Source organism: Emticicia fontis, assembly GCF_054779675.1.
Genome location: NZ_BAAGXU010000037.1, coordinates 722,110 through 742,416 on the forward strand (window position 1 = coordinate 722,110; position 20,307 = coordinate 742,416).

The 20,307-nt window shown below is 42.3% G+C and carries 19 protein-coding genes; all 19 read right to left on the reverse strand.

The genetic code is table 11. The features are described 5' to 3' along the window. Nucleotides 1–60: 60 nt before the first annotated feature. Nucleotides 61–447: a hypothetical protein gene (locus tag ACYVFA_RS18980; protein WP_460473428.1), complete on the reverse strand. Its 387-nt coding sequence runs from the start codon at nt 445–447 to the stop codon at nt 61–63. Beyond that, nucleotides 437–961, reverse strand: coding sequence for a phage holin family protein (locus tag ACYVFA_RS18985; RefSeq protein ID WP_460473429.1), 525 nt, complete (start codon nt 959–961; stop codon nt 437–439). Before ACYVFA_RS18985 ends, ACYVFA_RS18980 begins: the two co-directional genes overlap by 11 nt. A 77-nt stretch (nt 962–1,038) precedes the next feature. Further along, nucleotides 1,039–1,161: a hypothetical protein gene (locus ACYVFA_RS18990; RefSeq protein WP_460473430.1), complete on the reverse strand. Its 123-nt coding sequence runs from the start codon at nt 1,159–1,161 to the stop codon at nt 1,039–1,041. 172 nt (nt 1,162–1,333) lie between these two features. Continuing rightward, entirely contained in the window at nt 1,334–1,798 is a 465-nt protein-coding gene (locus tag ACYVFA_RS18995; protein ID WP_460473431.1) for a lysozyme, read from the reverse strand. A gap of 4 nt (nt 1,799–1,802) precedes the next feature. Then, complete coding sequence (locus tag ACYVFA_RS19000; RefSeq protein WP_460473432.1) at nt 1,803–2,612, reverse strand: hypothetical protein; 810 nt, start codon at nt 2,610–2,612, stop codon at nt 1,803–1,805. Between the two features lie 349 nt (nt 2,613–2,961). Further along, entirely contained in the window at nt 2,962–5,226 is a 2,265-nt protein-coding gene (locus ACYVFA_RS19005; protein ID WP_460473433.1) for a hypothetical protein, read from the reverse strand. A 2-nt stretch (nt 5,227–5,228) separates the two neighbouring features. Then, nucleotides 5,229–5,516: a hypothetical protein gene (locus ACYVFA_RS19010; RefSeq protein WP_460473434.1), complete on the reverse strand. Its 288-nt coding sequence runs from the start codon at nt 5,514–5,516 to the stop codon at nt 5,229–5,231. Between the two features lie 42 nt (nt 5,517–5,558). Continuing rightward, entirely contained in the window at nt 5,559–10,382 is a 4,824-nt protein-coding gene (locus ACYVFA_RS19015; RefSeq protein WP_460473435.1) for a beta strand repeat-containing protein, read from the reverse strand. Between the two features lie 46 nt (nt 10,383–10,428). Then, the gene (locus tag ACYVFA_RS19020; RefSeq protein WP_460473436.1) at nt 10,429–11,427 is read right to left on the reverse strand and encodes a hypothetical protein; all 999 of its coding nucleotides are present in this window, start codon (nt 11,425–11,427) and stop codon (nt 10,429–10,431) included. A gap of 3 nt (nt 11,428–11,430) precedes the next feature. Further along, complete coding sequence (locus tag ACYVFA_RS19025) at nt 11,431–13,932, reverse strand: hypothetical protein (protein ID WP_460473437.1); 2,502 nt, start codon at nt 13,930–13,932, stop codon at nt 11,431–11,433. 2 nt (nt 13,933–13,934) lie between these two features. After that, a complete protein-coding gene (locus ACYVFA_RS19030) occupies nt 13,935–16,637 on the reverse strand; it encodes a phage tail tape measure protein (RefSeq protein ID WP_460473438.1) in 2,703 nt (900 codons plus the stop codon). Then, nucleotides 16,630–16,878 (reverse strand): hypothetical protein, encoded by a 249-nt coding sequence (locus ACYVFA_RS19035; protein WP_460473439.1) that lies wholly within the window; start codon nt 16,876–16,878, stop codon nt 16,630–16,632. The genes ACYVFA_RS19030 and ACYVFA_RS19035 overlap by 8 nt, the downstream gene beginning before the upstream one ends. A gap of 53 nt (nt 16,879–16,931) precedes the next feature. Then, a complete protein-coding gene (locus ACYVFA_RS19040) occupies nt 16,932–17,333 on the reverse strand; it encodes a hypothetical protein (protein WP_460473440.1) in 402 nt (133 codons plus the stop codon). Nucleotides 17,334–17,495: 162 nt separating this feature from the next. Then, nucleotides 17,496–17,948, reverse strand: a complete 453-nt coding sequence (locus ACYVFA_RS19045) for a phage tail protein (protein WP_460473441.1) — start codon at nt 17,946–17,948, stop codon at nt 17,496–17,498. A 1-nt stretch (nt 17,949) separates the two neighbouring features. After that, nucleotides 17,950–18,393 (reverse strand): hypothetical protein, encoded by a 444-nt coding sequence (locus ACYVFA_RS19050; protein ID WP_460473442.1) that lies wholly within the window; start codon nt 18,391–18,393, stop codon nt 17,950–17,952. A 160-nt stretch (nt 18,394–18,553) separates the two neighbouring features. Continuing rightward, nucleotides 18,554–18,877 carry a hypothetical protein gene (locus ACYVFA_RS19055; protein ID WP_460473443.1) on the reverse strand — a complete coding sequence of 108 codons (324 nt, stop codon included), beginning with the start codon at nt 18,875–18,877 and terminating at the stop codon, nt 18,554–18,556. A 2-nt stretch (nt 18,878–18,879) separates the two neighbouring features. Further along, nucleotides 18,880–19,068: a hypothetical protein gene (locus tag ACYVFA_RS19060; RefSeq protein ID WP_460473444.1), complete on the reverse strand. Its 189-nt coding sequence runs from the start codon at nt 19,066–19,068 to the stop codon at nt 18,880–18,882. Continuing rightward, a complete protein-coding gene (locus ACYVFA_RS19065; protein ID WP_460473445.1) occupies nt 19,065–19,598 on the reverse strand; it encodes a hypothetical protein in 534 nt (177 codons plus the stop codon). Before ACYVFA_RS19065 ends, ACYVFA_RS19060 begins: the two co-directional genes overlap by 4 nt. 166 nt (nt 19,599–19,764) lie before the next feature. Then, a complete protein-coding gene (locus ACYVFA_RS19070) occupies nt 19,765–20,172 on the reverse strand; it encodes a hypothetical protein (RefSeq protein ID WP_460473446.1) in 408 nt (135 codons plus the stop codon). Nucleotides 20,173–20,307 lie beyond the last annotated feature (135 nt).

Genomic DNA, 20,307 nt, shown 5'->3' on the forward strand with positions numbered 1-20,307 from the left:
GGCTAAAAAAACACCACCTCCAAAGGAAGTGGCTTTTTCTGAAAACCCAAAAAGTAAAATCTATAATAACTTTCGTTTTTTGCGTGCCTTTGTCAGGTCTTTTTCCAATTCCAATACGCGGGCTTCTAAGGCAACACGGTCTTGATTGATGCTGATGACACTATCACGCATCACTTTGATTACCGACTGAAACGAGGCCGTCATGCCCCGGGTGAGCGTATAAAGCTCGGTGGCATTGCGGGTATCTATCAGGCTTTTGGCGAGCCATTCTTTGTGTAACAGGAGCGAGTCGGTCAATACCTTGTTTGTGGCTTGCAGGGCTTTGTTCTGTTTTTCAAACTGGTCGCCCTCTTTTATTTTTTTAAGGCTATGCTGGACCCAGAGTGTGGCTGTTACTACACCTATGATGCCTATCCCTGCCAGGATTAGTTTCAATTTATTCAGCATTCTTTTGTTCGGTTAATGTTTCCGGATTTTTGCCACCACTGCCTATAAAACTTTCTACTTTTTCAACAACCGAGGCGGGTGTCCGGATGCCGAATGTCTGGGTTATGTTTTCTTTGATAGAAAGAAATTCGATGCCGGCAAAAAAGAGGATGGTGGTCATCATGGGTACGTTGAGATAATAACTGTGGATGACGGTCTGCCCGTCTTTAAAATTCATCAGAAAGAGCATCATTGTAAATATCCAGAGCGCTATCAGAAAGATAATGTAACCCAGTACTTTCTTCAGAAATTTGTCTTTCAGGATTTTGTAATCGTAATTTTGGCGGGTTTTGGCTAGTTTGAAGCCCGTCCAGGTATCAATGGCTATCATTACAAACAGAAAAATAAAAAGCACGCCATCTACCTGCCACGATTGCAGGATGAATTTGAGCAATGCCGAAAGTAATGCCAGAAATGAAACCACATATGGATGGTTCATGAGCTGGTCTTTGAGTGCTACGAGTGTTGATTTCATGGATATTGTATTGTGTTTTAGTTTCTGTGTGGATTTGTTTTTGTTGAGCAAAAGGTAGTTTTGGTGTGTGAAAAGATTTAATGAATGGCCCAATCTCTGATAAAACCATCGTTAATGGTGCGCATAGTAGAGATAGGGCCTTTTAAATCAATTACCTCGTAAATTTCGTCAGTAAAACAGGCGTTCTTATATTGGAGCATGGCGACCTAATAGAGCCGATAAGGAGTAAAAAGATTCTCACAGCAAATGCCGGAGTGAGGCAAGCGTGTTGAATGTTTACATGAGTTTAAGTTGTGTGGATAGTAGTTTAACCTAAAAACCTGGCTTATGAGGCCAGAAACTTATCAGAACTGGTCATTGCTGAAACTCAACTCAGGCTTGTTCGGGTGCAGTAAAATAGAGTTTAGCTTCTCTTTTTCGTCGGTTGGTGAGGCCGGCAATTACTACTTTTTTCCCATCTATAGTTCCTTTGTTCCATTTCAGGAACTCTGCTTTGATTGTTGGGTCATTCGGATCAGCCAGTACCTTTTTCTTTAGCGTCGAGAGGTTGAAACCCTTTGTGCCTACATTGTATATAAAAGAACCCAGTGCATCATACTGATTCTGATTGAGATGAGCAGGAATATGTCTGGCAAAATTCGTATTAAATACATCAAGCAATAGCTGAGCAGCTTCTGGCTCGGTTATGAGTTTATCTGTTTTAGCTACTTTTTTGCCGTCGAGATAATAAGTGCTGCCATAGCCGATGGTCCAGACGCCCACGCTGTCCTGATAAGGTCTTGCCCTGAAAGCCTCTGATGATTTCAGCTCTTTCAGCCCATTTTCTGATAGTTCCATATTTTTACAGTTTTCCGTTGATATTAATCTTGATTGCTCTCTGGTAAGAAAGCATATTTCTTAAATCATTCGCATTAATGATAAAGGAGTCTGACTGTCCTACACCTAAATCTCTCCGATAAATTCTTCTTTCCTGTCCATCCAGACTCCAGGGATGATGAATCCAGAAATCTACGTCCATATTGCCTTGGCTGGTGGCTTTTATTTTATAAGCCCTATCGAGTGGCAGGTAGATATTGCAATCTTCGTTCAGGCCTGCCAGGTATTGTTTATCTGGATGATTGTTGCCGAAGCGACCGCCCAATCGACCTTCTATCGTTACTTCTTTCTGTATTACACGCACCCATACTTTGCCCTCATGGTCGATAATTTCATAATCAACACTACTCCGTTTATTGCCGAGGTTTTCACCAAGGCTGATGCTATGCGTTGCCAGCTGAATATTAAGTTTGTTTTCATCTTTTTGTTTTAAGCTTTCGTTATCCAGAAAAATATCGGAAACATCAGCATAGCCATCGATATTCAGCCTTACCATGCCTTGTGGCGCAGTTTCAACTGGCGGTGGCAATAAGTCTGGTAAGGGAGTGCTCTCAGGGTGTGGCACAAAATCAAAGATATTGGGCGAGATTTGCTGAGTACGAGCAAAACCAACGAGGTCGATTGCGCTGTTAGCTTCGATATTCCGGCCGATGGTTTCAACATCAACCAAAACGGATACACTGTTAATTTTGTAATAGGTGTCAATTCCATCTCCTCTTCTGAATACTAAAAAGGCATTACTTGCATCTTTGCGGACTAAATCTGTGTCTGGCATTGGGTTAATTTTTAAAGTTAATAAATATGTAAGGGAGGGGAGAATTGAGTGAATTAGTGATTAATCAATTGATTTATTGCTCTTGTGAATGATAAGTAATTGATAATTATTAAAATATAGTAACTGTTTCAGCTGATTACTTGAGTTCTATAATCACTCAATCACTAATTCGCTAAATCACTAAATTCCTCCGCTGCCGTTACCAATTTATGTATAATTCGGTATCAGAAGCAGGTATTTTTATTTTTCGGTTCCTGTTTCTTGTGCTTATTACCCAATGTTGATTATGGCAGATTTAGGGGTTTTGGGGAAATGTCTGTTTTATAGATAAAACTTGTTTCTATACTCTCTAAGGAGTATCACTGTTGCGGTTATTATTAATCTTGATTAATCGATGATCCGGATTGGTTTGTGTCAACATAGTTGATTTCAGAACCGTAACTGTTGACTGCGAACCTGCCGAAACGTTATTTTCTGATACAAACCTATTGGGCGCTAAAGTATTCGGATTCATTACACTAAAAAGACATCCGGCATCCTGCACATCTATAATAATATCATAATCATCTAATGGAAACCAGAACCGACAATCTTCAGTGATATTCGGAATATATCTGAGCTCAGGATGATTGTTTCTATAATCACCGTTACTTTCCGTATCTGTAACGCCAGTCGTCTGTTCCATTTTCAACCACACCACATTCGGATTAACAGTTTTACTTTTGATTGTAATAGTGCTTTTTGTCTTAGCACCTGCCTTATAGGTGATACCATGGGTTGAGACAATCATTCCTACTCGGTTTGTATTATAGTCAACCTGTACATCTGTATAAGGACTAGTGTCAGTATCTAATCGCCTACCATATACACTATTTTTCATATCCAATTGCCTGAAATAAAAAGTAGAAATATTAGTGAGCGATAATGAATAAGGCAGATCGCTTGTAGATGCGTTTAAGGAATTATTGAGTACAATATTAGCTCTACTATTAGAAGAGCCTCCAACTGATGTCCATCTCTCAACTCCTTTTTTTCCTGAAGTGCTCAATAATTCTCCGAGCGTTACAAAAGTATTTTTCGTTATTCCGGTTCGGGTATTTTCATTATTCTGAGCCAATAAAGGTTTCAATTCAGCAAATATTTCTTTTGTCATTTTGTAATAGTCACTGAACTTCTCCATAGTAATAAATATAATTTCTCTGGCTCCATTCTGTATAGCTGCTGTTCCAGAGGCAATCATATTAGTCTTTACCTGATCAATAGGGATGACAGTATCATTGATTTTGTCAAAATCTCCATGATTGAGTTCGGTTAGCTTTTTGTTAGGATAATTCTGAATATAATCAAGTGTGATAGCAGCATCACCGTTTCTATTATCTTTTCCAAAAGCCGTTTGCAGGCCATCGCAATAATCTCCCCATTTCACTACATCCCATGTCAACCTCAAAAGGCATTGACTATCATTAGGCGAATTACCTCCAAATTTGAGCACAAATTTGATATTTGTATTCTTTGCAGCGTTTATGTTGGCGACAATATTCCTCAGATCATTGGCAAAGTTGTACATCAGGCTTGAGAGGTACTTATACCAGTCTTTCCCTCTATTGGTTGAGAACATGATTGCATAGTCATCCAATGTTGCTTGTTGCACTCCTTTACCAGTGGTTGGAGGAGTCACAACCGAAAAGCTACCAAAAGTTGTTCCCCATGCGGCATTCATAGCGTCTTTATCATTATATTTATCAGGATTGGACGGTGAGTTCAGCCAGGTTCTGAAACCCGATATAGTTGCACTTGAATAACCGCTCAGCGCAAAATATTCTTTGACCGGATCGCTGGAGCCAACAGGATAGTATTGATTCGTGAAATTATAACCAAACTCTTTATGAACGGTGAGCGTAGGAATGATCTGCAGGAACTGATTTCCTAAAAAACTGCTATCAGCATACCTTGTGACAAACTGGGTGAAAAAATCCTTGATAGTAGCCATTGCAGAGGTATTGGCTAATGATGGGTGTCCGCCACCATATCCGATTCTGAGTGGCTTACCCCACTCATCCATTTCATTGTCAGCCAATCCCCAGAAACTGCCAACCCAATCGTCATCCATGTCCAGGTTGATAATCAAACTTACCTTCACTCCAAATGATTTGGCAATTGTAATCATCGAATCTACCTTGTCCCAGGCGTTAAGGGGTGGATTGGCCTGAGCAGCTGCGGATTTGTATATATCAGAATATTCGACCTGTACATAAATGTTATTTGCACCTAGCGCAACAAATTCCGACATGGCTTTTTGTGTCGAAGCAGTATTTTCAAAAGGAAACCCTGGCATAATTGAAATATACTTGTCGCTCTGCCATCTATCAACCACCAGTGTACCATAACCCGAGGGTATATTCAGAAGCGCACTGGCTTCTGAATTATATGTTGCCCCGGTATTCAAAGCATTTGCCCGGAAGTCAATTATGTCTCCACTTTTGTTGCTCGGCATCCAATACCATTGAGTCGTAGCGACACCACTGGTATTTACTACCCTGCGATTGTACAAGGCACAAAACAGGTTACCATTCTGATAGACATAATTTTGATATACGGGTTTTGAAGTTGCCATTTTTAAGCCTTGGTTTTCTTTTCGGTTTCGATAAATACCAGCAATAGCTGGGCTTTGGTAAGATTGGGCAGAGATTCATGCTTTTCGATGAATTCTTTTACTGTAGTCTGGTCTGAGGTATCAAGATCAATAATCTCTCCTTTATGGAGTTTTAAGGCCCATTCCCAGTTTTTCAGAGCATTGCCTTTGGTGCTGATAGCCATCTGGTCGGCCAGGATTTTGCCCATGTTTGAGCCTTCGATTACAGTTCCGTCTAAGCCGATGATTGGCTGATTAAAATCAAGTTTCATTGTTGTTTATTTTTTGGCGGTTCGCCGCCGCGATTGTTATAATTAAGCAGATATTATTGTTAATTTGGTTAAGCCGCCAGAAGTAGACTTCTGAAATCTCAGGTAGTGTCCATCAGAAAAAGAGTTAGCATTGCTAAAGTCAACTTCTACTGGTGCGGAATTAGTTGAGTAGAATAATATTTTTTGTGCGCCTATTTTCAACGTTTGCGAGGCAATGAGACTTAGGTGATTATTACTATTAATCAACATTGTTTTTGCACTTGAAATAGGCAATTGCCCGGCTTCATACATAGTGATAAAACTTCCGGTGTTTTCAAAATCCCACCAGATGCTTTTCCCAAACGGAACATATATATCACCACTTATTGCCCCACCACTCCAGCTGTTACTTCCACCACCTCCTGAAATCATATCAACAGTAGCAATCTGTTTACGAGAACCATCTAGTTTTTTATGATAAAGAAGACCATCTGTATCAAGTTGAAGTCCGAATTCTTTGATTGTATCAGAAGAATCTACAGAAAAACCGTGTAACGCCAGGGCGATACCAGCATCCTGGTTTGAGAATACAAGTGCATTGGCATAGGCATTAGTGCTGTCAGAATATAGCTGAAAGCCTCTTTCACCTCCATAATCTTTGAATAGAGCAATGTCGTTTTTGTCTGATAACTCCCCTGTATTTAAAGTAGCCCATTCATTGACTGTTCCGTTGAATTTGATGAACTGGTGGTCAGAACCGGTATTTCCATTCAGTTTTACCTTGCCCACTACATCAATGTCAAAGAAAAACTTCGAGACCCCACTTTGTAAAGATAAATGCGTAGTATTATTTCTTTCGAGTGAAAAATCAAAGTTGTCGTTGGTACCTACTGTGATAGCGCTACTAACGGAATTTCCACCCAGAGCCAGCCGATTGTTGAGTTGTCCTTGCACTTTCTGAAATCCTTGCAGAATGCTATCCGTTGCTGCCAGAGCTGCATTTGTACCTACAGAATAGCCAGTAAGTGCGGTTGCTAATACGCGTGTTGTGGTAAAATAGAGGTTGTTTGTACCTTCATTCAGATTATTAGTTGTGGTGAATCCTGAAATGAGGGTGTAGGCATTATCCCAGTTAGCTATTCTTCCGGAGGTAACACCAAAGGCTGCATGAGCGGTAAAGACCGGGTCAGTTTCAACAAGGTTAGAGAATTCGGTATAAGTGATATTAGAAGCACCAGCACCATCCACTGTCATTGCCGAGTTATTTGTATTTACAAACTTATAACCAGCATAAGTACCTAATTCAACGGTATGAATAGCACCACGCATTTCGCTATCGACGTTGAAGTTGGAATCTCGAACCCAGGTTGAACTACTTGATAGATATATGCCATTTTTGGTCTGGTCTGTTTGTCCCATCACCAAAACGCGGTCACTTCCAGAGGTTGTCACACCCGCAATGGTCTGATGCCCACTTAGGGAGATATTAGACATGGCAACGGTTTTTACCTTATTCTGGTCGTAACGGATACCGGAAGCATATTGGAGCAATGTTGTTAAGTTTACCAAATGGCTTCCTGAGGTAGCAACAGCTGCACAGGAGGGAATTGCATCAAATTGAGTTGCTCCTGAAAATCTGGCAGTTCCATTGACATCTAGTTTATAACTTCCGGTTGTAGTACCAATCCAGACGTTTCCGTTGAAGTAATTGTTGGCGCTGCCGGCACTGTAAAATCCCCAGTTTGTAATGCCTGCACCTATACCAGAGTAGTAAGCAATATTAGAAGTTACAGCTCCAACCAATGAACTATCTACAAAAAAACCAACCTGATTGGTAACATTACTATTTGAGCCTAACGTGCCCCTGTATGCTCCGAAATGCACTAGGTTTGATATTGTATAAGAAGACGTTGAAGCTGCAGTAATAGCATTTGTACGAAAATATACTGCTAAGGTAGATACATCTGGTTGAACAATACCAGAATTTTGTATTCCATAATAGGTCCCAGATCCAGTAATTGGCAAGGTTATCATAATATTTGCACTTGACAAAGTTGTTGTACCAATCCCAATCTTCCCGGCAAAGTGATTATTTGCAGTCCCATCTGCATATATATTCCATGAATTTACCGCTGAGGCAACTTGGGTTCGAACTGCAATGTTTGTTTGTGCTGCTGTAAGATTTCCAACAAAAAATCCAGTTTGGCGTGTCAAGGTCGCGGATGTTACAAAATTGGCCTGCAACGCTCCATAATGATACAAATCTGTTAAAGTAAACGTTGCATCTTGAACATTAGAACCAGAACGATAATAATAGGCGGCTCCTGTAACATCTGATTGAATCTGTCCAGTTGACCAAATACCCATACTCGTTGTCCCGCCTGTTATGTTTTTGGCTACACCAAGGTTAACATTAGATAACGAACTTGCACCAATTCCAAGACTTCCAGCCATGTAATTTGGGGCAGTTCCTATCATAAAAATATTCCATTGGCCTGAGCCTGCTGTTAAATCTGATCTAAACGCATAAGTATTTGTAGAAGCAGTCAAACTACTGCTTACGCCAAAGCCTATTACTGTAGTAGCCAATCCTTGCCAGTTCGAACTCTGTTGTGCGTAATAATGTCGAATAGTAGAAGGGTTCGCATCTACTCCTGTACCTATTACGGAGTTGAAATTTGTAATAGTGCTTGAGTCTGTAGAAGCCAGACCTTCACTCGAAACTCCGTATCCAGTTCCCGTATTAAAATCTCGTATTATCCTCGCATTATATCCTGACAGGTTTATCGTTCCTACCCCCAAACTCCCCAATCCATTTATACGCATTACTTCTAGGTCATTTACAAACCACTTGTGCCCATAAAGAGCGCTGCTGCTTGTTCCTGAACGATAATTTATGTATCCCTCGGTTGAGGATGGACCGAAGCCGATACCATAAGCTGGTAAAGTGCCTGCAATTGAACCTTCTCTTAGATTGATTCCTACAGTTTCTGCACTTGAGTTCCAGAATGAGCCAAAGGATAAGCGTGTGGTCGGAGCTGCCGTTCCTATGCCCAGGTTACCCAAGAGGTAATTGTTGGCCGTACCTGACATATAGAGATTCCAATTGTTAGTGGCCGCAGCAAGGTTTCCTCTGAAGCCTATATTTGCACTCCCACCTGTAAAAGCATCGGCATAAAAGCCTGTCTGTGTTCCTACTGTTCCGCCAAAAATGCCCTGATTAGCTGAGTAATGCATTACGTTCGTTACTGCTGCTGCTGTGCTGGCATCAGAGCGGAAATAATAGGCGGTGGCGTTTACATCATTTGCTACCTGACCATCTGACCGGATTCCAATAGCCAAGCCTCCACCTAGTCCTGAAGTGGAAATATCCTTGCTGACTTTCAGTGTGCTGATGCCAGGAACACTTGACCCTATCCCGACTCCTTGGGCATTATCAAAAATACTGCTATTTCCGAGAGTACCGCTTGCAGTATATTTGGACACATAGTTGGTTGTGCCTGTTCCTGACAGTTTGGTGTCTGCATAGGTTTTGTTTACCAGATGATTTCCTGAAGTTGGTGCGGTTGATAAAATGGCATTAGCATCAAAAGTAACATTCTGACTGAAATGTCCCGTGCCGATAACATCCAGTTTATAAGCTCCTGCATTGGTTCCAATCCAGACATTGCCACTGAAATAGTTGTTAGCTGAACCAGCCATATAAACATTCCAATCGCCGGTACTGGCAACAATAGCTCCATAAAATCCATAGTTGTTTGTCGCGCTTATTAATGTTGCATCAGCATAAAAAGCATACTGATTGCTCACACTACTGTTATTACCAAATGACAATTGTCTGGCTGAATAGTGGATAAGCCCGGGAATGTTATAAACTGAAGCCGAAGCAGCCGTACTCGCAAATGTATTATTATAATAAGCCGTAACAGAAATATCTGGTTGTATTATACCATTATTGAGTATCCCGTAACCGGAGTCTTGTCCGTCACCTGTGATGATTTTACTTATCTTTAATGAGGAAGCAGCCAGGCCAGAACTGCCTATACCTACACTACCGTCTGAGCCAAAATAAATGGAGTTCCCTTCTATAGGTGCTGTTGTGGCTGTGTCGGTTATTAACGTGCTATGTGAGCCAATAACGAGCGCATCAGTAGCACGCCAGTATTCGATAGTTCGTTTGAACTTATCTACCAGATTGGTTGCATCAAAATAACCAAATTTGATTCTGGATTTGCGAGAGGCATTGCCCGGATTATCGTTTGTCGTATGCGCTACTAAATTCAGGTCATAGCTACCTTGTGTGGCTGAATCCCTGCCACCGATAGTTACGTTTCCTCCGAACACTGCCAGGCTGTCCCATGAAGTGCCCGACTGACCGCTGATACGGCCAACGGCTAGTTTCTTTACCTCTGTAATACCATCTGCTTTTAAAGTCAGACCAACTACAGAGTTTCGTATTAACTGAATATTCTGGTCGTTAGTGCTTCCTAATACACCTGTATTTGAAAGCGAGTTTCCTCCTAAAGTCCATTTATTATCTAAACTGGTTTGTAGACCTGTGATACCTGAAATTCCGATAGCTGGAATATCTCCTGCCACCAATGCTCTGAAAGCTGCTGTACCACTTCCAGCTGCCGGAGCTGCCAAGACGTAGTTCTGTGTGCGGCTTGCAGTGATAGAAGGGTATTTTGTGTCTAAAAAAGCTAAGTCGGCTGCTACGGTTACATCGCCTGTACCACTATCTGCGCCAGTATCGTTGGTAATGGCAAAGCCGTTTCCGGCGATAAGCCTGGTAATAACGGCATTGCCAGAAGTAGTTGTATTCAGATCAACTCTACCTACAGAGCCATCCAATACTTGTGTCCCTTTGACGTTTGTTCTAGCCATGACTCAGAATATTGAGTGATTGATTAAGTGATTGTTCGATTTACCCTTATTTAAAGTAGCAAACCACCAGTTTATCGTCTGATACCGGGGCTGTCAGCATTGTGATGGTACCTCCCGAAATTGTATAATCGTTTCCTGCACCCGGCTCCTGCAAGATGCCGTTCAGAAATATCTCCTCTGTACCTGTGGTTGGTGTAAATGCCAGTGTAAATGTGGTATTGGTGCCGTTTTTTACACCCGCAGGTGCCTCGCGGGTGACACGATTATTGGCAACGGTTATATAAGCATTGGTTGAGCCTGCCGTTACTCGGCCATATAAATCAACTGTTACGCTGTTATAAGTCCCGGCACTAACGCCCGAACCTGCCAGGTCAATGCTATCAGCACTGACCACAATACGTGCTGCACTAGCCGAGACAATATCAATTGTATTGCCTGATTTGGTCAGCCCAGCCCCTGCAATGATTTGCCCGGCACCAGAAAACTGTGTCCAGTTGATGGCCGTTGAACCAATGGTAATTGCACCATCTGTACTTAAAATCCAACCCGAATCGGCATTGGTGGTGCCTTCGGTGACGAATACGAACGAACCTGCTTTTAATTCTCCGGCTGAATCGGCATCGGTAGCGCGTGTCCAGGCGCCAGTGGCGCATACATAGATGCCATTCTGGGTAGCAGTTGTCTGGTTTTTTACGAGTACTCTGTCGCCTGCCACAGCTGATATTCCGTCGATAGTTTGTGCACCAGACAAAGAAATATTTGCGGTAGTAGCAACTCTTACGCTGTCTTTGCCTGAGAGCCCGGCTTGTGTATTTTGGAGGTCTACCAGGCGAACGGCATCATTAGCTGATGCCGGTACACCCAGACCAGTGATTTTAAAGCCACCCATGTCCTGATTGGCCGTGAAGGGTACACTACCATCACGCTGAATAAAGTTTGCCCCGTCGGCCAGTTTAGCTGTAGCAATTGCTGCGCCTGTTGCTACATCGGCATCTACGATAGTCAGGTTTTCTATCTGCCGTTTTTTAATTTTTGAAGCTGCCATTTGTTATGTGAATTTTATGTAATCTATGATTAATCTATCGTCTGCTTCCGGAGCCACTATCAATTCAATTGACTGGTTGCTCAGTTCCTGGTAATCGGCTGTTATGCCTTTAAATTGCCGGACACCATTGACATATACTCTGGTAGTATCTGTTATAAATGGCTCGGAGGTCTGAAAAACTGTGTTGAGCCCATTGCGCGTGCCAATCAACCCATAATCGGTTTTGAAATAGCTGGCATCGGGCGGAAAACTCTCCGGTACGTCGCTTAGGTCGTTCCATTGGTTTACTTCAATGTCGCGGTCGGGGAAGCTATAAGCACGGTCTTCGGTGTTATCTCCAATCAGAAATTCGCCTAAGAAATTGTTTGTGTTTTTGAGCCCGAGCCGACCAATGACTTCAGTTAAGCTTTCCAGATTCCCTAATTGAAGTTTTTTAGCCAGAGAAGAACCTAATTTTAAAAGCCCTTTATTTTGCGCCTGAGGATTATTACTATCTTCGGGTAAGGCATCGATGCCTCCATCTGAAAATATATTGCCGAAAATCGAGCCTCCGCCACCCGCCGTGATAGGGCTATCAAAATCATTATTCAGATTGATGCTGGAGGCAATTTCACCATTACTTACATCAATGGTCTTGTCGTCTTTAAATCGGTCGAGTACTTTTCTATTGATGCTTATTTCGTCAACATACAGTTCTGTCAATAGCAATTCCGTCATATCGGTCTGCAAACTGTATTCGCAGAAAAGCACCATGAAGCGTTTGGTATGATTGGTCAGAAAGGGTGTATCCAGAAGGCTAATGAAACCTTTTACTTTTCCTTCAAAAATATCCCCGAATCGGCTATTTGTTGCCAATCGGTCTATTAACACCGATTCTGCCAGCGTATAGGCCAAGGTTTCCGAGTTTCTTTTCCAGGCCGTTGTCAGGGTAGAGGTATCACCAACATAGAAGCTATTTTTAAAGCTTAAACTAACGGCGCCAATATTATCCTGATAATAAATGGTTTTCTTCTGTGCTTTTTTTGAATTAGGTAAGTTGGTATTTGCCAATCTATACTCTCTGCCCGTATAGTTTTCATCATAATTGCTTCGATACCCTAACAACTGCAAATTGCGGTATCTTACTTTTTTATTAATGGGTGTACCGGAACCTAGTTTGACCCCGGGATAAATCCTGATTTTTATTCTGTCGACCGCATCAAAATACTTGGTATTGCTATTGGTAGTAAACTTACAATCAATGCCAATGGCTTTATCAACTGAGGCCGTATCAATTAATAAAACCTGTTCGGTCTTCTTAATGCTCCCATACGTATCAATATAGTATCTGATAGATGCATTAGTTGATTTATAGAGGATAATAGCAATTTTAACTTTATCAATACCTAATTGCGCAGAGACTTCCGCTTTAAACTGAAAGGACGAATATTCTGTAATATCAATGGCTTCCGATTCAAGATATTTACTGTCCAGACCGTCGCTTGAGGTATATGTATTATCAAATATAATACCGCCACGAAAATCCTGTTGAATTTCTGTAATGCCCCATATGCCAACTTTTGTCCAGTTAGATGGAGTCGTCACACCTGAAAAACTACCAAAATCACCATTGGGTAGCAGGTTCGATTGTAAACCCACTTCATAATAGGAAGAGAATTCCTGATACGGAATATCTTTGCGGTTAATGGCTCCTTTAAGTACCTTTAAGCCACCGGTATGTATCACTACCTCAGTATTGAAAATAGTGGAACCTGTGGGTGTACCATCGGCCGTAAAACCTCTTCCCTGTAAAAAACCATCAGTAGCCTCGATAGCTGAAGTAACAATCCAATGACCCCCTGACTGAAAAAGCCTCAAATCATGTGCAGTTAAAAGCCTTTCAAGTACCTGATAATAATTGATATAGGTATTGTCTTTACTTAATAAAGACCGCACATCAATATACAACTGCGATAACGGACAACTGGCAGATGACTGGTCCATTGCTGTATCATACTTATTATAATAAACAAGCATGGGCAAATCATGCCCGGTTTGGGCTAATGCTTGCTGGAGCAGGCTTCTGACTGATTGTTTTTTTGAGGCTACATTCGGATGGAAGTCAATAAAGTTGAGGTCTTTCAGTCGGTTGATGCCGTCTTTTGCCATTATCTTGATGATGATGACGCTGATGTCTTCAAATTCTTGCGACGAATAAAAAGGCACTAACCAGCCCGTAAATTCCAGGGCATTATCTTTATAGATTTTTACCTGGTATTTCCGCTCGTCATCAAATTGTAAATCATCCAGCTGAAAAGAATCGGTGCCTTTCAGGTTCATTTCGGCATAACGACTTAAAATAGGAGCATATCTGTCTTCTTCCCTGTCGTGGCCGATACGGATACCGTTGCCCATCAGGATGAGTTCAGTTGTACTGCCCGAATAATCTTTTTCGAGTAGTTCAACTTTCCATTCAACGGGCGATTGCCCGTAGGCAGTTGCGAAATATTTTAATTGATATGCCATAATTAAAATCCTCTGATTACTTCGTATCGTTGACCCGACCAGAATACATCGCCCCCGCGTAGCACGCTCTCGTTGCTTGATTGTGATGATGATTGTGTTTGCATGGCATAAGAAGGCGCATTGGCATATTTAAAACCCGGAGAAGAAGCACTCCCATTAGCCCCACCTGTTGAACCCATTGAAGCAGAGCCTGAAAGTTTGCCCCCAACACCTTTAAGAATACCTCCCAGTGCTAATAAACCTATACCTGCTGCAATGGCGCCCGCGCCACTCAATGTTTTTAATGAAGTTTTGATGGCTTCAATACCTAAACCAACTGAAAGTGCGGTTTTTCCTAAATCCATTGCAATACCACCTAAAGTAGAGAGCAGGCCGCCTGCAATAGCTTTGACATTTAATTTTTTACCTCCGACAGCTTGCTCAAATAAACCTGAAATTACATCACCAACGGCACTGACAGCAGCCTTAAGAGAATTCTGAATAGCATCTGTAAGTGCTTTACTCATGGTTGCGATTTTATCCAGCACTTCGCCTGATGCTTTTTCAAGACTTAGCCCATTTACTACCGATTGTAAGATTTGTTCTCCATAGGCCGAGAAATCGGCCATAGTGGCGTTTTCGCCAAAAACTGCTTTAATCTTCTCGACAATCTTCTGAAAACTTTCGAAAATGCTTTGGCCAGCCTCTTCGGGCTTCATGCCATTGGCAATAGACTGCTTCATTTGCTCACCTAAGAGACTAAAGGTAGCATCGCTCTGTTCGCCGAATTTTTCTCTGATTCGGTCGAAAGTATTGCTAATCTCCAGATTGATTTCTTCTGCATTGGAGAGAATATGGGTTGGCATTTTTATCTGAATACCGTCGAATTTCTTTTGCAGATTAGCTCCGAAATCATACCCATTCACTGCATCAGACATGATACTGACAAATTCTTCTTTACTCCCTCCGAATACATCGCTGAATGTCGATTTCAGGGCATCTACTCTTGCTTGCAGTGATGTCGCCTCGTTCTCGTTTCCTATCACCATGCCCAAAAGGCTGTTTTTAGGCTGTAAGGCATCAACGTCTCCCAAAGCTTTGGTAAGTACTTTTGGTTGATACCTAGGTTTAGGTTTCGGTTTTTCTTGCGGTTTTCCTTTCTTAGGATCTGTATTATTATCTATTTTACCCTGCCAGTCGAGACCATAATCTTTTCCTGAAATCTTTTTGTCAGATTTCCCGCCACCGAAGCTAAAATCAAAACTTAGATTTGACAGTTTTTGGGCAAACTTCTCTCCGGTTTTAACCAAACCCTCTGATTTTATCTTGTAGCCATCGGCAAATTCATCAATTGACGCAAGGCCCTTTTTACCAAGCATAGAGAGCCCATCCAGACCAAGCGCATCAGAAACTTTGACTTGAAGTTTTAGCACAGACTTGATTCCGCTGGCCATTTTATCAATAATCCAATTCCAGCCGCCTGCAACAATGTTTTTAATATTTCCCCACAAACCCGACCAATTGCCTGAGAGAAGATTACCGAAAGCATCAAATATTTCAACAATAAGCCCTAAAGCATATTTGGCAATATTGGTTACTGTCTCCCATATGCCTGTCTCTTTTAGTACTTTACTGATTTTATCCCAGTTGTAGGCAACTGCAATGGCTACACCCGCCACCGCAACTCCAACGGCAATCAAAGGGACTGCAATAGGACCTAGAGTCGTTATAAGGGATGCAACAACGGTTCTAATGAAACTAAAAGTGGCGCTAAGCGCCGAAATGATAGTACTGCCTACACTCTGAAAGACACCGCCTAACTTGCCAAAGACAGCCATAGTTCCTTCAAAGAGGGTTTTTAATTTATCAAAACCGGCTAACAAAGGGCTAATAGACGCTGCTACACCGCCCACCGCGAGGATAGCTGTTTTTACACTCGGACTCAGGTCTTTAAAGAACTGAATAACATCATTCAGGATACTGAGCCCACTGTTTAAAACGGGTAGAAGTAACTCTCCGAAAGAAGCGTATAGTTCTTTAACCGACTCGGTGAAGATAGTCATCTGGCTGGCAGTATCATCACCGTTTTTAGCAAAATCTCCCTGCGCACCAGCAGTTGCATTCAACACGAATCCATAACGTAAAGCAGCTTTTTCTGCCTCTTCCATATGTGCATAAGTCTCCTGAAAGCCTGATTTTTCTGCAAAATCCTGCAGATTGGCATCGGTCATGGCAATGCCTAATTCTTTTAGTGCATCCGCATCGCCTGTAAAAATATCTTTCAGTGCCGAGCCGGCCACGTCTACTTCTACGTTTTTATAGGAAGCCAGGTCTGCGGAAAGTGCCGTTAGACTCGCACCCATATTGGCAGCTTCTTTCTGGTTTAGCCCCATCATTAAACCCATATTACCAAAGCTCGAAACCATTTTTAAGGCAGAGGTCTCGGCCATGCCAAATGAATTGAGGGAGTACTTAGCAAAGTTTTTTACAATCTCGCTGCTTTCGCCAAAGGTATTATTTACATTTCCTAAAGCCCCATTCAATTCGTTAGCATATTTAACAGCTTCGTTTCCGAAAGAAATAAACGCAGTGCTGAATGAGTCAAGCAGTTTTTTAAAATCTTCGAGTGCTTTATTTACTTTATCAACGCCATCCTGTATTTTTTTACTAGCATCTTGCTCAATAGCCGCAATATCTGTTACTGAGTTTTTATTCTGGTCATTCATCGGTACGTGCTTTAAAATTTGCTTGTAAAACTTTAGCGAACTCAGCTAACGGCATATTTCTGGTTTCCGGTTTTTTATCAAAACTTAAAGGAAAAGCCTGCTGTGGAGTAATACGGTTTCGGGCAACGATGTTGTAAACCAGGGCATACATCTCCCGCATTGTCCAGATATTTCGCTCGAATTCACTATCGATTCTTCTGATGTATCCCCGGCGGATATTCATGGCCTGTCGCCTGGTCATTTCATACCAGAATACATCGGGCGATAAGCCGATTTCACCACAAAAGAATTCCTCTAGTTCGTCTCGGCCGGGCCGCTCATAGCTTCCAGCATTTGTGGATTCTCTTTGATCTGTTTCATTTTTTTTTCAACTCTGTCTACAATCGTCTGTCCCATCTTTTCATAGGCTTCGGCAATGTTTGATTCTTCGGTCAATACGCCGTCTTTGGTAATCAGCTCCATGAATTGACCAATGGTATATTTCTGTGTCTGCGCACCCGGATTGCGCTGGCAATAGATTTTATAAGAGAAATAGGCGTAATAACGGGCAAAGACGGCAAAACTGCCTACGCCACTGAACAAAGCACTGATTTCGGTTTCGGTATCAGATTCAAATTTGGGGATAGCCAGCTCCAGCGATTCGTTACAGACCTGCAGCTTGCATTGAAGTTCTCCGTGTTTTAGTTCGATGATCATACTTTTGGGAATTTAGTGATTTATTGATTTAGTGAATGAGTGATTGAGTGAATAATTAATCGTGATTTGTGAATGAGTGATTGAACCCTTATGCAGTAAATTATATAATCTGAGTTTATATCATAATCACTCAATCACAAATCACACAATCACTCAATTTTTCTACGCCACAGGCGTCAATTCAGGTAAGGTAACAACCTGTAAAGTGAAAGTATACTCTACTATACCGTTGTTTTCGTACTTGTTGCCGATGCTCTCAAAGAATGCATCGAATGCAAGCGTGTAGCCGCCTTCTTCGTCAGTGAATATACGCATGCCGTATTTGCCACCGTTGGCATCGGCCTGTGTGTTGAGCCAGTAGCCATATACATCGGTATAAGAAACATAGCCTGAGCCCGGCGCAGTATCTTCTCTGGCTGTGCAGTTGACAGTCGTATCAAGCAAAGTTTTGATATAATCTTTATGCTTGCCTGTGTCTTTGCTTGAGGTCTCTACCTTTTCTGACGAATGGGAGATATCAAAGCTGATTTCGTGTTTGAATTTTTTCCAGGCTGGTGAGCCGGATGTGCCAGTGTTGATTTCCAATCTGTACTTTTGACCTATGAGTTGTGACATATTATAATTGGTTTACGATTACTTCAAATGTGATAATTTTACGGACAATTAAGTCGGTGTTGCTTCTCTCGTTAAAATGGGTGGATGGCCCACCGGACTTTACATTAACTAACTGAAAATCAGTATTGCCAGACAACGAGGTTGTAGAAGGTGATGGTAGAATCAACCGGCCAATAGAATCCGCAACATCATTTATTTTATGCTCAGTGCGCTCACCACCTGTCAGCCGGTTGACTATCTCAAGATTGATATAAACCTTGCTGCCAAAATTGGTTTTGGTATTAAACTCAGTCGTATTAGCCGCGTATAACCTGACGAAAAGGGTATCGGTATCTGCCTCATCCTGCTCCAATGCAAATACGTTTACAGGCGTGCCTTCATAGCTGATAGCACCGTTGAGCACGCTGAAAAACTCGCTGAGAATATAATTAGTAGCGTCTTTCATTTTTAATTACGAATTAGTGAATGGCGAATTAGCGAATTGTAAATTGGCAATCAGCCCACTATGTATTGAATAATTGTATTATATCGTGAACCTTTAAGTACTATATGGCAAAGAGTTATTCGCTAATGTAGGATTCACTAATTCGCCATTTATTTGAGCCCTACACTCTCGCTACCAAAGTCAATACCTGCTTGGTATGGGTATCGTTTTCGGCAATAGTCTGTATGGTATACCGCTTGTTCTGCCATTCTACCTGTGTGGTTTCGGTTGGGGTAAAAGCGGGATTTTTCCATATTTCGGCTGTCAGCATCTGGTTGAAAGTGAGCTGCCCGTCGGTGTTTGTTCTGGGCAGGGTCTTCTCCTGAATATCAGCCAATGTGCTTAAAATCAGGGTTTCGCCTGTGCGGGTTTTACCGCCCTGATTATCGGTCGATACCGTTGCCGTATAAAACCGTATTTCTTCGGTGAATGCTAAACCTGCCATAATTATACAAGTGTTTTGGTTTGTACACCCTCCATTTTCAGTTGTTTGGTGCGAGGCTTGCCTTTGAGTTCTTTTACGATGCCTCGCTCAACATAGCTTTTCAATACCTCGGCTGAGAGTTTCACCTTTGTGCCGGCGGCTTGCTTTTGGCCGGTGCGGCTGGTGGTTTCAATGAGTGTTTCAGCATTCATATAGGTAATGCGTTTACGTGCATGGCTAATGCTTTTTGCATGGGTGTTTTATTGACGAATACTTCATGCACCATGCTTTTAATCATTTGTTGGTGGATTGGGTCAATGTCTTGTCCTCCGGCCTGATAGCTGATTTTTACGCCTTCTGCAAAATCTCCCACGATTGTAAAAAAGCCCCCCACGCCTTCCCATGAATAGGTTTCGGCGGCTATTTCGGTATCCGATAAATCGGTTACGCTGATAGCACCTGCCGCTTGCACAGGCAGGTAGGGGAGCTTTGAGAAATCGTAGAACTCTCTCCAGGAGACTACAACCGACCGCGGTATCAGTGATATACCCAGTTTATCTTCAACCAGCCTTCTGCAGGCGGTATTTAAGGCATTCAGTGTATCGTCATGCACGCCAAGGCTGGCATCCATGCTGATAAATCGTTTGATTTCTGAAAGGCTTACAGGCTCTTCAAAGCTATCGGCATCGGTGAGTTGTACCGACATGCCTCGGGTGATTCTTTCAGTGATTTCAGATTTCATTGTTTTTGTTTGGTATTTAAAATTTCCCTACGCTACGACCCCTCTCCCTAAATCCCTCCGCAGCGGCGGCCGCTCCCCAACAGTGGGGAGAGGGACTTTTACTCTTCGCCACATTTTTGGATTTTGTCCCCTCCCCACTGTTGGGGAGGGTTAGGGAGGGGTTCTTCTAATTCACATGAATCCAGGCATTAAATGCCGTTGATTGTGTGCCGGAGCCTATCAGCCTGACACGATAATAGGGATAGGTGTGGCTGGTCAGTTTCCAGATTTTTAGCTGGGTGGTGGTATTGCTGATGGCTACGCTATCGGTACCTATTTTTTCGTAGGTGATCCCATCTACACTGCCGTGGATACTGGCATATCCGGCGGGAGTGCCTGTACCTTTAGCCAGATTCAACTGAATCGTGACGGCCGTAGGGCTAAAACTGGTTGATTTGATAGGTGCATAGACACTGGCATAAGCATAAGAAGCATTGGTCAGCAAGCCCGTGGCTGGTGTGGGCTTTAGTTTTGCCTGTGCCATCACACCTATCGAAATCACCAGAAATATTATGGTTGTGAGTAGTTTTTTCATTGTTTGTTTTTGTGTTAAACCCCACCGTGCGACGGTCGCCCCGACCCTCCCCAACTGTGGGGAGGGGGTTATATAAATTCCAAGATTGGAAAGAATATCTTAAGAGGAGGTATTATGTTTTTTGTTCCCTCCCCA

Bases quoted from the DNA above. Each gene is read 5' to 3' on its own strand.
- ACYVFA_RS18980 (WP_460473428.1), bottom strand. From the start codon at position 447: ATGCTGAATAAATTGAAACTAATCCTGGCAGGGATAGGCATCATAGGT.
- ACYVFA_RS18985 (WP_460473429.1), bottom strand. From the start codon at position 961: ATGAAATCAACACTCGTAGCACTCAAAGACCAGCTCATGAACCATCCA.
- ACYVFA_RS18990 (WP_460473430.1), bottom strand. From the start codon at position 1,161: ATGCTCCAATATAAGAACGCCTGTTTTACTGACGAAATTTACGAGGTA.
- ACYVFA_RS18995 (WP_460473431.1), bottom strand. From the start codon at position 1,798: ATGGAACTATCAGAAAATGGGCTGAAAGAGCTGAAATCATCAGAGGCT.
- ACYVFA_RS19000 (WP_460473432.1), bottom strand. From the start codon at position 2,612: ATGCCAGACACAGATTTAGTCCGCAAAGATGCAAGTAATGCCTTTTTA.
- ACYVFA_RS19005 (WP_460473433.1), bottom strand. From the start codon at position 5,226: ATGGCAACTTCAAAACCCGTATATCAAAATTATGTCTATCAGAATGGT.
- ACYVFA_RS19010 (WP_460473434.1), bottom strand. From the start codon at position 5,516: ATGAAACTTGATTTTAATCAGCCAATCATCGGCTTAGACGGAACTGTA.
- ACYVFA_RS19015 (WP_460473435.1), bottom strand. From the start codon at position 10,382: ATGGCTAGAACAAACGTCAAAGGGACACAAGTATTGGATGGCTCTGTA.
- ACYVFA_RS19020 (WP_460473436.1), bottom strand. From the start codon at position 11,427: ATGGCAGCTTCAAAAATTAAAAAACGGCAGATAGAAAACCTGACTATC.
- ACYVFA_RS19025 (WP_460473437.1), bottom strand. From the start codon at position 13,932: ATGGCATATCAATTAAAATATTTCGCAACTGCCTACGGGCAATCGCCC.
- ACYVFA_RS19030 (WP_460473438.1), bottom strand. From the start codon at position 16,637: ATGAATGACCAGAATAAAAACTCAGTAACAGATATTGCGGCTATTGAG.
- ACYVFA_RS19035 (WP_460473439.1), bottom strand. From the start codon at position 16,878: ATGACCAGGCGACAGGCCATGAATATCCGCCGGGGATACATCAGAAGA.
- ACYVFA_RS19040 (WP_460473440.1), bottom strand. From the start codon at position 17,333: ATGATCATCGAACTAAAACACGGAGAACTTCAATGCAAGCTGCAGGTC.
- ACYVFA_RS19045 (WP_460473441.1), bottom strand. From the start codon at position 17,948: ATGTCACAACTCATAGGTCAAAAGTACAGATTGGAAATCAACACTGGC.
- ACYVFA_RS19050 (WP_460473442.1), bottom strand. From the start codon at position 18,393: ATGAAAGACGCTACTAATTATATTCTCAGCGAGTTTTTCAGCGTGCTC.
- ACYVFA_RS19055 (WP_460473443.1), bottom strand. From the start codon at position 18,877: ATGGCAGGTTTAGCATTCACCGAAGAAATACGGTTTTATACGGCAACG.
- ACYVFA_RS19060 (WP_460473444.1), bottom strand. From the start codon at position 19,068: ATGAATGCTGAAACACTCATTGAAACCACCAGCCGCACCGGCCAAAAG.
- ACYVFA_RS19065 (WP_460473445.1), bottom strand. From the start codon at position 19,598: ATGAAATCTGAAATCACTGAAAGAATCACCCGAGGCATGTCGGTACAA.
- ACYVFA_RS19070 (WP_460473446.1), bottom strand. From the start codon at position 20,172: ATGAAAAAACTACTCACAACCATAATATTTCTGGTGATTTCGATAGGT.